Genomic DNA, 13,834 nt, shown 5'->3' with positions numbered 1-13,834 from the left:
CGGCCGCCCGCCGCCTCGACCAGGGGCTTGTGCGCCGACCAGTCCCAGACCTTCAGCTCGCTCTCGGCCACCAGATCGATGCGCCCGGCCGCGACCATGGCGTAGGCGTAGCCGTCGCAGCCCAGTCGGGCCAGGCGGGCCGAGGCGCGCAGCCGGTCCCAGGCGGCGCGGTCGGCGCCGACGAAGATCTCGGGATCGGTGGTGGCGATCAGGGCCTGGCCCAGATCGGGGCAGGCGCGGGTCTTCAGCGGGGTCTCGCATCCGCGCTTCAGCAGGCGTGCGCCCGACGGGCCGCCCAGGAAGACCTCGTCCAGATAGGGCTGGCCCACGGCGCCGATCACGGGCGCGCCCTCCTGGCGCAGGGCGATCAGGGTGGTCCACAGGGGCAGGCCGGCGATGAAGGCGCGGGTGCCGTCGATCGGATCCAGCACCCAGACATGGTCGGCGTCGGGGCGATCCTCGCCGTATTCCTCCCCGATGACGCCGTGGTCGGGATAGCGGGCGGCGATCAGGCGGCGGATGGCCGCCTCGGCGACGCGGTCGGCCTCGGTCACGGGGTCGAAGGCGCCGGGACCGCCCTTGTCCTCCTGGGCGAAGTCGCCGCGGAAGAAGGGCAGGGCGACGCGGGCCGCTTCATGCGACAGGGCGACGGCGAAGGATTCCAGCTCGGTCATGCCCCGGCCATACACCGCCCGGAGCGTGATGGCTCAAAATTCATTGAATCAAGGGGTCATTGATCTGGGGCGGCGATCAAGCGGCGGCGGCCAGGGGCGCGTCGGGCCGGGGCTGGCTGTTGTCGGGGCTTTCGCCCGCGCCGTCGTAGAAGTAGCTGACCGGCGTCTGCAGCGCTTCGGCCAACTCCCACAGACGGGCGGCCGAGATGCGGTTGGCGCCGCACTCGTACTTCTGGATCTGCTGGAACCGTATGCCGACACGGTCGCCCAGTTGCTGCTGGGTCAGGCCCAGCAGGCGGCGACGGCGGCGCAGGCGACGACCCAGGTGAAGGTCGATCTCGGCGGGCATGACGACTCTCCTGTCTCCCTCGGCCTGTGCCGAATCGGCACGGACGAGGCGTTTCGCCGCAAGCGTCGTGCCGTTGTCGCCCTTGACCCGCGGCGCAACCCGACACCCGCCCGCGCATTAACGGCGAAGGCAGTGAGCCTTGCAGGAAGGAAGAAGCATGGGTGGATTTGGATTTATCGCCTGGATCATCATCGGCATCGTCGCCGGCTGGCTGGCGGAAAAGATCATGAAACGGGATCACGGCCTGCTCACCAACCTGATCGTCGGCGTCGTCGGCGCCCTGATCGGCGGGTTTTTGGCCAATAATCTGCTGGGCGTGGACGCGGCGGGCAACTGGATCGTGGGGGTCATCGTGGCCACCATCGGCGCGGTGGTTCTGCTGTTCCTGCTCGGTCTGGTGAAGCGGCGCACCTGATCGCCGTTTACCAAACAAGAAAAAAGGGGCGGCCCGTCGGGCCGCCCCTTTTGCCGTCGAACCAGACGATTTAGTGAGGTTCGTCGCCGTGCGGTTCGTCGCTGGTCGGCTCATCGGCCGGCGGCGTGTCGGCCGGAGGGGCGTCAGCCGCTGCGTCCGGGGTGGGTTCAGCCGTGTCCGAGGCGATCGGAGCGGCCGACTGAATGTCCGAGGCGCTGGCGTCGACGACGATGTCGGCGCCGTCCTGACGGATGCCGGCCAGCGGCACCGGGCGGACCTGGCCATCGGCGGTGCGGACGGTCAGTTCCTGGCCGTTGGCGCCGTTCTGGACGCCGACCAGCTTGCCGATCTCGGCGCCGTCGCTGCCCTTGACGGTCGAGCCCGGCGTGAGGGTCAGGCTCTGGGGGGCCGCGGCCGCCTCAGCGGGAGCCGGTTCGGGCGTCTGCGGCGTCGTGGCGTCCTGGGCGAAAGCCGGGGCGGCGATGAGGAAGGCGCCGGCGATGCCGGTCAGCAGGGCGGTCTTGCGGATCATGAGAAACTCCTGAAAGGGCGAGCCCGGCGCTCGCGAAAAAATGAACCCCCGTGATCTCTGATGGTTTCCTCTGCCCTGAAATGACCTTTTACTCGCCCCAAACGACCGATTCTTGCTCTTCGGAGGTTGATTGACCAAACCGAGCGCAAAACACGACCCTTGGCGGATCACGCGTCGCCTGGCGGGGCTGGCCTATGAGCTGACGCCGCAGATGTTCGCGGTCGCCACCTTCCTGCTGGGCGGGGTGATGTTGCTGTCGGCGGTGACGCCCGCCTTCAGCGACCGGCTCAGCGCGCTCGGACGCTTCTATCCGCCGTTGCTGATCGACCTGTCCCACTTTGCGGCGAGCGTGACGGGCTTTGTCCTGCTGCTGATCTCGGCGGGGCTGTGGCGACGTCGGCGGGGCGCCTATTACGTGGCGTTGGCGGTCCTGTTGGTGGGGGCGGTCTTCTCGCTGATGAAGGGGCTGGACTGGGAGGAGGCGATCGAGCTGACCCTGGCGGCGGCCCTGTTGACGCCGTGCCGCTCGGCCTTCAATCGCCGCTCGCGCCTGGGCGAGCCGCTGCGGCCGGGCTGGCTGCTGATGCTGGCGGCGGCGGTGGCGGCCATGCTGTGGCTGGGCTTCTTCGCCTATCGCGACACCGCCTATACCGACGAGCTGTGGTGGACCTTCCTGGTGGACAAGCAGGCCTCGGGCTTCCTGCGCGCCGGGGCGGTGCTGGCCCTGCTGACCCTGGCGGTCGGGGTGCGCTCCCTGCTGACGGCGCCGGGCGCCCGCAGCCACGGCCCCGCCTCACCCGCTGATGTCGAACGCGCCCGTCAGGCGCTGGAGACGGCCGAGACCGCCACGCCCGAGGCCAGCCTGGCCCTGCTGGGCGACAAGGCCCTGTTGTTCAGCCCGTCGGGGCGCAGCTTCATCGCCTATCGCGTGCGCGGCCGTCGCTGGATCGCCATGAGCGAACCGGCCGGGCTGAAGGAAGAGCGGCTGGAGTTGTTGTGGGCCTTCGCCGAGATGGCCGACAGCTACGGCGGGGCGGCGGTCTTCTATTCGGTGAGCGAGGGGCTGCTGGCCGACCTGGCCACCCTGGGACTGGCCATGCGCAAGGTGGGCGAGGCCGCCGTGATCGACGCCGCCCATTTCACGACCGAAGGCAAGGGCAAGCAGAACCTGCGCACCGCCGTGAACCGGGCCGAGCGCGAGGGCGCCAGCTTCGAGGTGGCGCCGCCAGGCGCGGCGCGGGCGCTGGAGGCCGAGTTGCGCGCCGTGTCCGACGCCTGGCTGAACCATCACAACGGCTCGGAGAAGGCCTTCTCCCTGGGCCGGTTCGACATCGACTATCTGGACCGTTCGCCGATCGCAGTGGCGCGTGAGAACGGCCACATCGTCGCCTTCGCCAATCTTCTGGTCGGGGCGGGCGGGCGCGAAGCGATGATCGACCTGATGCGGCATGACCCCGACGGACCGCACGGGATCATGGACTATCTGTTCACCCGCACGGCCCAGTGGGCGCGCGAGCAGGGGGTGGAGCGGCTGGATCTGGGCATGGCGCCCCTGTCGGGTCTGGAGGACCGCCGCATGGCCCCGGTCTTCGCCCGCGTCGGCGCCCTGGTGTTCGAGGAGGGGGGCGCCGTCTACGGCTTCCAGGGCCTGCGCGCCTACAAGGCCAAGTTCGGCCCCGCCTGGCGGCCGAAGTTCATCGCTGCGCCGACGACCACGCCCCTGGCGTTGGCCCTGCTGGACGTGGCCCTGCTGACCAGCGGCGGCTGGCTGGGCCTGCTGGGGCTGAAGAAGTAACCGCCAAGCGCAAAAAAGGCGGCCCGCAGGGGCCGCCTTCTTCGTTTCGGCGGGTCGCCGGGATCAGTCGGCGCGGACGCGCTTCTTGCGGAAGGAGGGGTTCAGGACTTCCTTGCGCAGGCGGATCGACTTGGGCGTGACCTCGACCAGTTCGTCTTCCTCGATATAGGCGATGGCCTGTTCCAGGCTCATCTTGCGCGGCGGGGTCAGGCGCACGGCCTCGTCCTTGCCCGAGGCGCGGACGTTGGTCAGCTGCTTGCCCTTGATCGGGTTGACGTCCAGGTCGTCGGAGCGGCTGTTTTCGCCGATGATCATGCCCTGATAAGTCTTCTCGCCGGCGCCGACGAACATGACGCCGCGCTCTTCCAGGTTCCACAGGGCGTAGGCCGCCGTGTCGCCGTCCGAGTTCGACACTAGCACGCCCTTCAGGCGGCCTTCGATGGCGCCCTTGTGGCCTTCATAGTGGCTGAAGACGCGGTTCAGCACGCCCGAGCCGCGCGTGTCGGTCAGGAACTCGCCCTGATAGCCGATCAGCGAGCGCGACGGGCACTTCAGCTGGATGCGGGTCTTGCCGGCGCCCGAGGGGCCCATGTCGGTCAGCTCGGCCTTGCGGGCCGACAACTTCTCGATGACCACGCCCGAGAATTCGTCGTCGACGTCGATGACCACGTCTTCGATCGGCTCCATGCGTTCGCCGTTCTCGCCGGTCTGATAGACCACGCGCGGACGGCTGATCGACAGTTCGAAGCCCTCGCGGCGCATGTTTTCGATCAGCACGCCCAGTTGCAGTTCGCCGCGACCGGCGACTTCATAGGCGTCCGAGCCCGGCGTCTCGGTGATGCGGATGGCGACGTTGGCCTCGGCTTCCTTCAGCAGGCGGTCGCGGATGACGCGCGACTGCACCTTGTCGCCTTCGCGACCGGCCAGCGGGCTGTCGTTCACGCCCACGGTCATCGAGATGGTCGGCGGGTCGATCGGCAGGGCGTCCAGGGCGTCGGTCACTTCCAGGGCGCACAGGGTGTCCGCCACAGTGGCCTTGGACATGCCGGCGATGGCGACGATGTCGCCCGCCTCGGCGCCCTCGTCGACCGGCTGGCGCTTCAGGCCGCGGAAGGCCAGCACCTTGGTGATGCGGCCCTGCTCGATGGTCTTGCCGTCGCGCGACATGGCCTTGATGGCCATGCCCGGAACCGCCTTGCCCGAGTGGATGCGGCCGGTCAGCAGGCGGCCCAGGAAGGGATCGCTTTCGATCAGCACGTTCAGGATCTGGAACGGTTCGTTGACGCGATCCTGGGCGGCCGGGGCCGGGACGTGGTCGACGATCAGATCGTACAGCGGGTGCAGGTTGTCGTTCGGCTGGGCCAGGTCCAGCGTCGCCCAGCCCGAACGGCCCGAGGCGTAGATGACCGGGAAGTCCAGTTGCTCGTCCGTGGCGCCCAGGGCGGCGAACAGGTCGAAGGTCTCGTTCAGCACGCGGTCCGGGTCGGCGTGGGCGCGGTCGACCTTGTTGATGCAGAGGATGGGACGCAGGCCCATCTTCAGCGCCTTGGTCAGCACGAACTTGGTCTGGGGCATGACGCCCTCTTCGGCGTCGACCAGCAGGACGCAGCCGTCCACCATGCCCAGGATGCGCTCGACCTCGCCGCCGAAGTCGGCGTGGCCCGGCGTGTCGATGATGTTGATGCGGGTCTCGCCGGCCTTGCCGTTCCACAGGATCGAGGTGCACTTGGCCAGGATGGTGATGCCGCGTTCGCGCTCCTGATCGTTGGAGTCCATGGCGCGTTCCGTGGTCGCCTCATTGGCGCGGAACAGGCCCGACTGGGCGAGCAGGGCGTCAACCATGGTCGTCTTGCCGTGGTCAACGTGGGCGATGATGGCGATGTTGCGCAGGTTCATTTCGGGCTCGGGCGGACTGTGTTCGGTCACGGAAGGGCCGCGCCGCTGCAAGAAGATTGCAGAGAAGGGAAGGGTTCGGCGCGCCTCTTACAGGGATGCGGGCCAAAACGCCAGTCCAGTGCGTGATCGAGGCTGAGCGCCCGTCGTCTCGCGATCAACCCAGGGGCAGCAGGGCGATGACGCCCAGCGCCAGAAGCCCGATCAGCAGGGCCGACAGGGCGGCGACGGCGGCGACGCGCGGCCCGGCGCGAACCACGGCGCGCGGATCGACCATCAGCCCCAGCGCCGCCATGGCGATCAGCGTCAGCGCCGAGACCGATACCTGCAGCGGCGGCAGGATCGCCTCCGGCAGCCAGCCCAGTGAACGGACGGCCATCAGGGCCAGGAAGACCAGGATGAACCAGGGGGCCATCTGGCGCAGCCTGGGTCCGCGCCCGGCTTCGCTCTGTTTCGAGCGCATCAGGCCCAGCACCAGGCAGACCGGCCCCAGCATCAACACGCGCACCAGCTTGACCACGGCGCCCGTCTGGACGGCGGCCAGGCCGGCGGGTGCGGCGGCGGCCAGCACCTGAGGCACGGCGTAGACGGTCAGCCCCGCCAGCACGCCGACGCGCGTGGCGTCATAGCCCATCATGGCCCCGACCACGGGAACCAGCAGCACCACGGCGACGCCCAGAACGGCGGTGAAGCCGATGGCGGCGGCCACGTCTTCTCCCTCCGCTTCGATGACGGGGGCCACGGCGGCGATGGCCGAGTTGCCGCAGATGGCGTTGCCGCAGGCGACCAGCAGGGCCATGGCGTGCGGCAGGCCGAACGCCCGCCCCAGCGCATAGCCGCCGACAATGGCTGCGGCGACCACGCCGACGATGGCTAGAAGCAGCCACGGCCCCAGCGCCGCCACCGCCGCGCCCGAAACGGTCGCGCCCAGCAGGGCCACGGCGACCTCCAGCAGGGTCTTGGCGCTGAAGCTGATCCCTGGCGTCCACAACGACGAGGGCGCCCACGCCAGACGCAGGCCCGCTCCGATCAGGATGGCCAAGACCAGACCCTCGATCCACGGATGCTCGAACAGCCGGGTTTCGACGATCTGCAATCCATAGGCGACGGCGCCGATGGCCGCCGACAGCGCCACGCCGGGCAGCAGGCGCGCCAGGCCCGTCAGGCGACGAGAGGGAGCGGCAGGATCGAGGGTGACGGTCATGCGGCCCTTATCCGTTCCGCTATCCGATCGATCCAACGCGTAGTTATGGACTTAACGATCAATATAATCGATCAATGATCGTATGACGCTGGAACAGCTCCGCATCTTCGTCGCCGTGGCCGAACGCCTGCACATGACGCGGGCGGCCGAGGCCCTGCATCTGACCCAGTCGGCGGTCAGCGCGGCGGTCAATGCGTTGGAGACGCGGCACGGGGCGCGGCTGTTCGACCGGGTCGGGCGCGGCCTGGCCCTGAACGCGGCGGGAACGGCCTTTCTGCCGGAAGCCCGGGCGGTGCTGGCGCGGGCCGAGGCGGCCGAACGGCTGCTGGACGAACTGGCGGGGCTGAAGCGCGGCTCGGTGCGGCTGTTCGCCAGTCAGACTATCGCCGCCTACTGGCTGCCGCCGCGCATGGCGGCCTTCGCCCAGAGCCATCCGGGCATCGAGCTGCGCCTGTCGATCGGCAACACCCATCAGGTGGTCGAGGCGGTCCTGGCGGGGGAGGCGGAGCTGGGTCTGATCGAAGGCGCCGAGGACGCGCCCCGACTGGAGCGGACGCGCATCGCCGCCGACCGGCTGATCGTGGTGGCGCCGCCGGGACATCCGCTGGCGGATCGGGAGCGGATGTTGGGGGCGACGGAGCTGAAGGCGCTGGACTGGGCCCTGCGCGAGGCGGGGTCGGGCACACGCAGCGAGTTCGAGGCGGCTCTGCCGCGCGGCATGGCCGCTTCTGACCTGAAGACGGCGCTGGTGCTGCCGTCCAATGAGGCGATACTTACGGCGGTGGCGGCCAGCGCAGGGGGCGGCGGCCTGGTCACGGCGATCTCGGAACTGGCCGCCCGGCCCCTGATCGAGGCGGGGCGGCTGGTTCGTCTGCCGCTCGAGCTGCCCGAGCGGCCCTTCTATCGGCTGCGACACCGCGAGCGCAGCGCCAGTCGGGCGGCGGAGGCCTTCGCCGCCGCCCTCTAGCCGGACTTAGACCTGAGCCGAACGGCGGCGCACCCAGGCGTAGAGGGCGTAGGTCAGGACGGCGAAGGCGATCAGCCCGGCCCACATGGCGGGCCAGCCGCTGTCGGCGGGCAGCAGGGCGAAGGGCGCCTCCTTCTTGGTGCCGACGATGACGGCGGCGGTGAAGACGCCGAAAAGGCTCTCGCCCACGATCAGGCCGGACGCCAGCAGCACGCCCATGCGGCGGGCCACATCGGCGTAGCGGGTCGACTTGACCGCCCGGTCGTACAGCCAGCCGCAGACCGCGCCGATGACCAGCATGGTGGTGACGGCGGCGGGCAGATAGACGCCGATGCCCGCAGCCAGCGGCGGCAGCTTGATCTTATCGTTCGTCGTGCGGCGCAGGATGACGTCCAGGATGATGACCAGAACGCCGACCACCGCGCCGATGCCGATCAGATCCCAACGCAGGTCGCCGCTGATGACGCCCTTGGCCAGGGCCGAGATCAGGGTCGCCTGGGGCGCGGCCAGGGTCTGAGAGCCCTGGACGATGGCGGGCGGGCCGCCCTCGAAGCCGAAGGCCTGGTTCATCATGTCCAGCACGAAGGGGATGACCAGGGCGCCGGCGACGACGCCGACCAGCAGGGCCGTCTGCTGACGCCAGGGGGTGGCCTCGACCAGTTGGCCGGTCTTCAGATCCTGCAGGTTGTCGTTCGAGATGACGGCCACGGCGAAGACGATGGCGGTGACGATCAGGGCGAAGGCGATCACCGACGGATCGGCCGGCACGCCCGCTATGGCCAATACGCCCAGCATCAGCAGGGAGGCGATGATGATGGCCAGGATGCCGACGCCTGACACCGGGCTGTTCGACGAGCCGATCAGACCCGCCATATAGCCGCAGATGGCCGCCACCGCGAAGCCGATGACCACCACATAGACCAGGCCGCCGATCACCAGCAGCGGGGCCGAACCGGCCAGGGCGGTGCCCTGGGCGACGACAGCCAGAAGCACGGCGATGCCGACCAGGGCGGCGACCGACAGCAGGCCGACGATCTTGATGGGGATGTCCTGTTCGGTCAGCTCCAGCGCCTCGCCGTGGGCGCGGCGCGACTGGGCCGAGACGGCCGAGGCCAGGCCGGCGATCAGCGGTTTGGCCAGCTTGGCCAGGGTCCACAGGGCGGCCACGCCGATGACGCCGGCGCCGATGAAGCGGACTTCGCGCGCCCACACGGTCATGGCCAGGCCCTCGGCCCCGCCGTCGGCCGGCACGGTCGCGGCGATGGACGGCACGCCGTTTGCGGTCGCCCAGGCGACGAATTCCGGCGAGGTCAGGATGGGCACGAAGATCAGCCAGGCCAGGACCAGGCCGAACAGCTGGGTCAGACCGACCGCCAGACCGATCAGGTGGCCGGCGCCCAGCAGGGCGAACTGCATGGAGAAGCCGACGCCGGTCGCTCCGCCGCCCATGGCTGCCGGAAGGCGCAGGAAGGCGGTGGTCTCATGGGCGAAGACGCGGGCCGAGGCCAGGAAGCCGAAGAAGGCCGAAGCGATGGCCCCGCCGATGACCACGAACAGGCCGGACTTGTTCTCGCGCACGGCTTCTTCGGTCTGGTCCGCGCCGGGCGAACCGACCTTCAGCACCTCGGCGGCGGCGACGCCCTCGGGGTAGGGCAGGCCGCCCTGGACGACCAGGGTGCGGCGCAGGGGAATGGAGAAGGTCACGCCCAGGACGCCGCCCAGGATGCAGATCATCACCGACTCCCAGAAGGGGAAGTTCATCCACCAGCCGATCATGACCAGACCGGGCAGGACGAAGATGATCGAACTCATGGCGCCGCCGACCGAGGCGACGGTCTGGACGGTCATATTCTCCCAGATGGTCGAGCCGCGGAACGCCCGCAGCAGGGCCATGGAGATGACCGCCGCCGGAATGGCCGAGGCGAAGGTCAGGCCGACCTTCAGCCCCAGATAGGTGTTGGCCGCCGTGAAGACCGCCGCCAGCACGCAGCCCAGGATCAGGGCGCGGATCGTCAGTTCGATGCGTTTGCCGGTTCCGGCGGGTTTGTCCGTCATGCGGGGTTCTTTCCGTTGTCGCGCGGGAGGTAACCCTGAAAGCGCGGCCATGACAACGGGCCGCGTTTTTATCCTTCTCCCCTTGCGGGAGAAGGTGGCCGAGCGGAGCGAGGTCGGATGAGGGGTGGCGGCACGTTCGACGCGCGGCCTCGCGTCAAACTTCGGAGAGACCCCTCATCCGGCCCTGACGGGCCACCTTCTCCCGCACGGGGAGAAGGACTAGCTTCTCTCCATGCCCGAATTGCCTGAAGTCGAAACCGTCCGTCGCGGCCTGGAGCCTGTGCTGGAAGGCGCGCGTCTGACCGCGCCGCGCCAGAACCGGCCGGACCTGCGCTTTCCTTTCCCTGAGCGCTTCATCGAGCGGCTGGAGGGGGCGACTGTGCTGCGGCTGGAGCGGCGCGCGAAGTATCTGCTGTTCCCCCTGTCGACCGGCGAGACCTGGGTGACGCATCTGGGCATGACGGGACGGTTCACCCTGGAGGGCGTCGCCCCCGGCGTGTTCGAGACGGACGCCCCCGTCATCGGCAAGCATGAACATATGAGCCTGACGGCCGACCGGGACGGAGCGCTGACGCGGCTGGGCTACGCCGATGCGCGGCGCTTCGGCTTCATGGGCCTGATCCCGACCGAGGCGGTCGAGGGGCACGCCTGGTTCGCCAAGCTGGGGCCGGAGCCTCTGGGCAACGCCTTCTCGGGCGCGCATCTGGCCGAGGCTTTCGCGGGCAAGGCGCAGAACATCAAGGTCAGCCTGCTGGACCAGAGCATCGTGGCCGGTCTGGGCAACATCTATGTATGCGAGGCCCTGTACCGGGCGCGCATTTCGCCCCTGACTGCGGCGGGCGAGATCAGCCGCCCCCGGCTGGAGCGTCTGGCGGCGGAGGTCCGCAATGTGCTGGGCGACGCCATCGCGGCGGGCGGCTCGACCCTGAAGGACTTCGCCAACGTCGAGGGCGGCCAGGGCTATTTCCAGCACCGCTTCGACGTCTACGGCCGCGAGCATGAGCCGTGCCGCACCGAGGGCTGTCGCGGCGTGGTGAAGCGCATCGCGCAGGGCGGCCGCTCGACCTTCTTCTGCCCGCTCTGTCAGAAGAGGTAGTGAATGAGAAATTTGACTCTAAGTCAAAAATAATTGACATCACGTCTGTCCAGCACGACAGCAGCGTGGGAGCGCGTCATGACCTATCGAGAACGCGGCGCTTGGTTTGAGCTCATGGCTATGGTCGCCTTTTGGGCGTGGCACATCGGGATGGTGGCCTCGGCGATCGTCGCGGGAGAAGGTGGGCGCTATTTGGCTGGCTTGGCGTTAGTTTCAGGTGTCCTGCTGTCACTGATTATCGGGGGCCTCGGGGTTTTGAATCGCCGCCTATCCGGGCCGGCCGAGGTTGCTCTGCCTCCTGACGAGCGTGAGCAGGCCGCTGAAGACCGGGCTTGGGCGTCGGCCTACCGTGCGCTGATTTGGATGCTGGCGGCTCTGGGAGGCGGCGTCTGCGCCAATGTGGCGATTGACGCTCCCGCGTGGAGGTCAGCTCAGCAACTTCTCGACGGTAGCGCGTCGCAGTTGACTGCTCTACTGCTGAATCTCGGCTTGATGGCTGTAGTTTTCGCTGAGGCCACGCGCGCTGCCGTTTTGATCAAGCGCTATAGGGGCGGCGCCTGATGGGCAAGGCGCCGCCCCCTATCAGGAACCGCATCCGCGAACTGCGCTTCCATGCCGGGGAGATGACTCAAGCCGACCTGGCCGCGCGCATCGGCATGACGCGTCAGACGATCGTCGCCATGGAGCAGGGCAAGTACTCGCCCAGCCTCGAAGCCGCCTTCCGCATCGCCCAGGTCTTCGGCGTCGAGATCGGCGAGGTGTTCCAGTGGGAGGGCTGAGGCGCTAGACCTCCCTGCAACGAGCATAGAGGAGCGCCTGATGGCCGACGCCTATTCCACCCTGCTGATCGAACGCCACGCCGACGGCTATGCGGTCGTCACCCTGAACCGGCCCGAGGCGCTGAACGCGCTGAACACCACCCTGACCGGCGAACTGGGCGACTTCCTGGAGAGCGTGGCCGATGACGACAGCGTGCGTTGTGTGGTCCTGACCGGCTCGGTGAAGGCTTTCGCCGCCGGCGCCGACATCAAGGAGATGGCGGATCAGGCCTATGCCGACATGTATCGCGGCAACTTCTTCGCCCGCGCCCATGACCGGGTGGCGAGCTTCCGCAAGCCGATCATCGCGGCGGTGTCGGGCTATGCCCTGGGCGGCGGCTGCGAGCTGGCCATGCTGTGCGACTTCATCATCGCCTCGGACACGGCCAAGTTCGGCCAGCCCGAGATCAACCTGGGCGTGGCCCCCGGCATCGGCGGCTCGCAGCGCCTGACCCGCGCCGTGGGCAAGGCCAAGGCGATGGACATGTGCCTGACCGGCCGGATGATGGATGCGGCCGAGGCCGAGCGTTCGGGTCTGGTGTCTCGCGTTGTGGCGTCTGACGCCCTGCTGGACGAGGCGCGCGCCGCCGCCGCCAAGATCGCCGGTCAGTCGATCCTGGCCGTCATGGCCAATAAGGAGCTGGTCAACGCCGCCTTCGAGACGACCCTGGCGCAAGGGGTGGTGTTCGAGCGCCGCCTGTTCCACTCCCTGTTCGCCTTCGACGATCAGAAGGAAGGCATGGCCGCCTTCGTCGAGAAGCGCAAACCGGCTTTCACGGGTCGCTGAATCCGCATCGGGGCCGGACGCTGCGGGGCGCAAACCCCGGCCCCGACTCAATTCCCGCCGGATCGCGTTGACCGTTCGGGGGCTTTCCGCTATAGCCGCCCGCTCTTGAGATTTTCTCGCCGTGGACGTGTGGTTTACGGCGTTTTCGTTCGAAGGTTTTTACCCGATGGCCAACAATGCAGGCGCCCGCAAGGCGATCCGCAAGATCGAAGCGCGGACCGAAGTGAACAAGGCCCGCCGCACCCGCGTGCGCACCTACCTGCGCAAGTTCCAGGAAGCCCTGACGGGCGGCGACGTCGAAGCCGCCAAGGCCGCCTTCATCACCGCCCAGTCGGAACTGATGCGCGCCGTGTCGAAGGGCGTGGTCCACAAGAACACCGGCTCGCGCAAGGTCAGCCGTCTGGCCGCCCAGCTGAAGAAGCTGTCGGCCGCCTGATTTCACAGGGCGCTCGGACGGGTCTTCACGGCTTCGTCAAACGGCGCAATGCGACGGCTACGGAGGGCCTGTAACAGGCATTTCGTAAAAGAATGTAAGAATTTCAACGGCGAGGAAGCGCAAGCTCCCTCGCCGTCTTGCTGTCTGCTCCTAAGTCGCGCTTACGGATTCGGGTTCTCGATTGAGGCGAAATCGCCATTTTCCCAAGCCCTGCCGAGGTTTGCCGGAGTCAATCAATTTAAGTGCGAATCTCGACTCGAATCAGCGTTGATCTCCGCCGCGCCGGGGGTAAGTTGAAGGGGTAACGCGCTTCCGTCCTGTTGGGATGAAGACGAGGGAAATCAATGGTTTCCCTTGGCGCGAGATGTCTGTCTGTGAGTACGACCCCGCTTGCGAAGCCCCGCTTCGCGAGGCGAGAGAAGTCGTCCCCGGACGTGGCGTCTCGAAGGGCGTTCGTCGGTGATAACTCTTGTGGCGGGTGTTCTGAATGATCGGGGGCGCGGTGATGGCGGGAATGACGGATCCCAACCGTATCTGGACCGAGGCGGCGGACCGCCTGAAGGCTGAGATCGGGGACGGACCCTTCAGCAGCTATATCGCGCCCTCCGCGGTGCGCGTGGACTCCCAGGGCAATCTGATCCTGGTGACGCCGACCGCCTATGCGCGGGACTGGGTGCGCAAGAACGCCCTGCGTCGCATGAACGAGCTGTGGCTGGGCCTGGACGGCCTGTCGCGTCGTCTGGAGGTGCGCTGCCGCGCCGAGATGGGGTCGGCGCCGCCGTCGGGCCTGCGCGACGCCCCGCGTCTGGCCTC

14 protein-coding genes and 1 pseudogene are annotated in these 13,834 nt (G+C 68.3%); 9 read left to right on the top strand and 6 right to left on the bottom strand.

The features are described 5' to 3' along the window. Positions 1-674, bottom strand: a 674-nt coding sequence (locus BDIM_RS14915) for an inositol monophosphatase family protein (RefSeq protein WP_040346362.1), incomplete at its 3' end; no start/stop codon positions are given. 127 nt (positions 675-801) lie between these two features. Further along, positions 802-1,023: pseudogene (locus tag BDIM_RS14910) on the bottom strand (helix-turn-helix domain-containing protein); the annotation flags it as partial. A 157-nt stretch (positions 1,024-1,180) separates the two neighbouring features. Here BDIM_RS14910 and BDIM_RS14905 point away from each other — a divergent pair. Then, positions 1,181-1,438 (top strand): GlsB/YeaQ/YmgE family stress response membrane protein, encoded by a 258-nt coding sequence (locus tag BDIM_RS14905; RefSeq protein ID WP_040346361.1) that lies wholly within the window; start codon positions 1,181-1,183, stop codon positions 1,436-1,438. Positions 1,439-1,508: 70 nt separating this feature from the next. On the opposite strand, the gene BDIM_RS14900 is transcribed toward BDIM_RS14905, so the two are convergent. Then, on the bottom strand, positions 1,509-1,970 hold the full coding sequence (locus tag BDIM_RS14900) for a hypothetical protein (protein ID WP_003166413.1): 462 nt from the start codon (positions 1,968-1,970) through the stop codon (positions 1,509-1,511). 130 nt (positions 1,971-2,100) lie between these two features. Between BDIM_RS14900 and BDIM_RS14895 the strand changes: the two genes are divergently transcribed. Beyond that, the gene (locus tag BDIM_RS14895) at positions 2,101-3,765 is read left to right on the top strand and encodes a phosphatidylglycerol lysyltransferase domain-containing protein (RefSeq protein WP_003166412.1); all 1,665 of its coding nucleotides are present in this window, start codon (positions 2,101-2,103) and stop codon (positions 3,763-3,765) included. 63 nt (positions 3,766-3,828) lie between these two features. Here the strand turns inward: BDIM_RS14895 and typA are convergent, their stop codons facing one another. Both typA and BDIM_RS14885 read right to left on the bottom strand, forming a co-directional pair. After that, positions 3,829-5,661, bottom strand: a complete 1,833-nt coding sequence (typA, locus tag BDIM_RS14890) for a translational GTPase TypA (RefSeq protein ID WP_003166411.1) — start codon at positions 5,659-5,661, stop codon at positions 3,829-3,831. A gap of 154 nt (positions 5,662-5,815) precedes the next feature. Next, positions 5,816-6,862 carry a YeiH family protein gene (locus tag BDIM_RS14885; protein WP_003166410.1) on the bottom strand — a complete coding sequence of 349 codons (1,047 nt, stop codon included), beginning with the start codon at positions 6,860-6,862 and terminating at the stop codon, positions 5,816-5,818. Between the two features lie 82 nt (positions 6,863-6,944). On the opposite strand from BDIM_RS14885, the gene BDIM_RS14880 reads away from it, so the two are divergent. Beyond that, complete coding sequence (locus BDIM_RS14880; protein WP_040346360.1) at positions 6,945-7,829, top strand: LysR family transcriptional regulator; 885 nt, start codon at positions 6,945-6,947, stop codon at positions 7,827-7,829. Positions 7,830-7,835: 6 nt separating this feature from the next. Here the strand turns inward: BDIM_RS14880 and BDIM_RS14875 are convergent, their stop codons facing one another. Next, entirely contained in the window at positions 7,836-9,884 is a 2,049-nt protein-coding gene (locus BDIM_RS14875) for an OPT family oligopeptide transporter (protein ID WP_003166409.1), read from the bottom strand. Positions 9,885-10,116: 232 nt separating this feature from the next. On the opposite strand from BDIM_RS14875, the gene mutM reads away from it, so the two are divergent. The 6 genes from mutM to BDIM_RS14845 form a co-directional block, all read left to right on the top strand. Beyond that, positions 10,117-10,980, top strand: coding sequence for a bifunctional DNA-formamidopyrimidine glycosylase/DNA-(apurinic or apyrimidinic site) lyase (mutM, locus tag BDIM_RS14870; protein WP_003166408.1), 864 nt, complete (start codon positions 10,117-10,119; stop codon positions 10,978-10,980). Between the two features lie 78 nt (positions 10,981-11,058). After that, positions 11,059-11,541: a hypothetical protein gene (locus BDIM_RS14865; RefSeq protein WP_040346359.1), complete on the top strand. Its 483-nt coding sequence runs from the start codon at positions 11,059-11,061 to the stop codon at positions 11,539-11,541. Next, positions 11,541-11,759, top strand: coding sequence for a helix-turn-helix transcriptional regulator (locus tag BDIM_RS14860; RefSeq protein WP_003166407.1), 219 nt, complete (start codon positions 11,541-11,543; stop codon positions 11,757-11,759). The genes BDIM_RS14865 and BDIM_RS14860 overlap by 1 nt, the downstream gene beginning before the upstream one ends. A 40-nt stretch (positions 11,760-11,799) precedes the next feature. After that, positions 11,800-12,585, top strand: a complete 786-nt coding sequence (locus BDIM_RS14855) for an enoyl-CoA hydratase (protein ID WP_003166406.1) — start codon at positions 11,800-11,802, stop codon at positions 12,583-12,585. 166 nt (positions 12,586-12,751) lie between these two features. Next, complete coding sequence (rpsT, locus tag BDIM_RS14850) at positions 12,752-13,021, top strand: 30S ribosomal protein S20 (protein ID WP_040346357.1); 270 nt, start codon at positions 12,752-12,754, stop codon at positions 13,019-13,021. Between the two features lie 514 nt (positions 13,022-13,535). Next, positions 13,536-13,834: DnaA N-terminal domain-containing protein (locus tag BDIM_RS14845; protein WP_282634847.1), on the top strand; the 299-nt coding region annotated here is incomplete at its 3' end.

The sequence above is a fragment of the Brevundimonas diminuta ATCC 11568 genome (assembly GCF_000204035.1).
Taxonomy (GTDB): Bacteria; Pseudomonadota; Alphaproteobacteria; order Caulobacterales; family Caulobacteraceae; genus Brevundimonas; species Brevundimonas diminuta.
This window is presented reverse-complemented; position numbering and strand designations above follow the sequence as displayed.

Bases quoted from the DNA above. Each gene is read 5' to 3' on its own strand.
- BDIM_RS14905 (WP_040346361.1), top strand. From the start codon at position 1,181: ATGGGTGGATTTGGATTTATCGCCTGGATCATCATCGGCATCGTCGCC.
- BDIM_RS14900 (WP_003166413.1), bottom strand. From the start codon at position 1,970: ATGATCCGCAAGACCGCCCTGCTGACCGGCATCGCCGGCGCCTTCCTC.
- typA (WP_003166411.1), bottom strand. From the start codon at position 5,661: ATGAACCTGCGCAACATCGCCATCATCGCCCACGTTGACCACGGCAAG.
- BDIM_RS14885 (WP_003166410.1), bottom strand. From the start codon at position 6,862: ATGACCGTCACCCTCGATCCTGCCGCTCCCTCTCGTCGCCTGACGGGC.
- BDIM_RS14880 (WP_040346360.1), top strand. From the start codon at position 6,945: ATGACGCTGGAACAGCTCCGCATCTTCGTCGCCGTGGCCGAACGCCTG.
- BDIM_RS14875 (WP_003166409.1), bottom strand. From the start codon at position 9,884: ATGACGGACAAACCCGCCGGAACCGGCAAACGCATCGAACTGACGATC.
- mutM (WP_003166408.1), top strand. From the start codon at position 10,117: ATGCCCGAATTGCCTGAAGTCGAAACCGTCCGTCGCGGCCTGGAGCCT.
- BDIM_RS14865 (WP_040346359.1), top strand. From the start codon at position 11,059: ATGACCTATCGAGAACGCGGCGCTTGGTTTGAGCTCATGGCTATGGTC.
- BDIM_RS14860 (WP_003166407.1), top strand. From the start codon at position 11,541: ATGGGCAAGGCGCCGCCCCCTATCAGGAACCGCATCCGCGAACTGCGC.
- BDIM_RS14855 (WP_003166406.1), top strand. From the start codon at position 11,800: ATGGCCGACGCCTATTCCACCCTGCTGATCGAACGCCACGCCGACGGC.
- rpsT (WP_040346357.1), top strand. From the start codon at position 12,752: ATGGCCAACAATGCAGGCGCCCGCAAGGCGATCCGCAAGATCGAAGCG.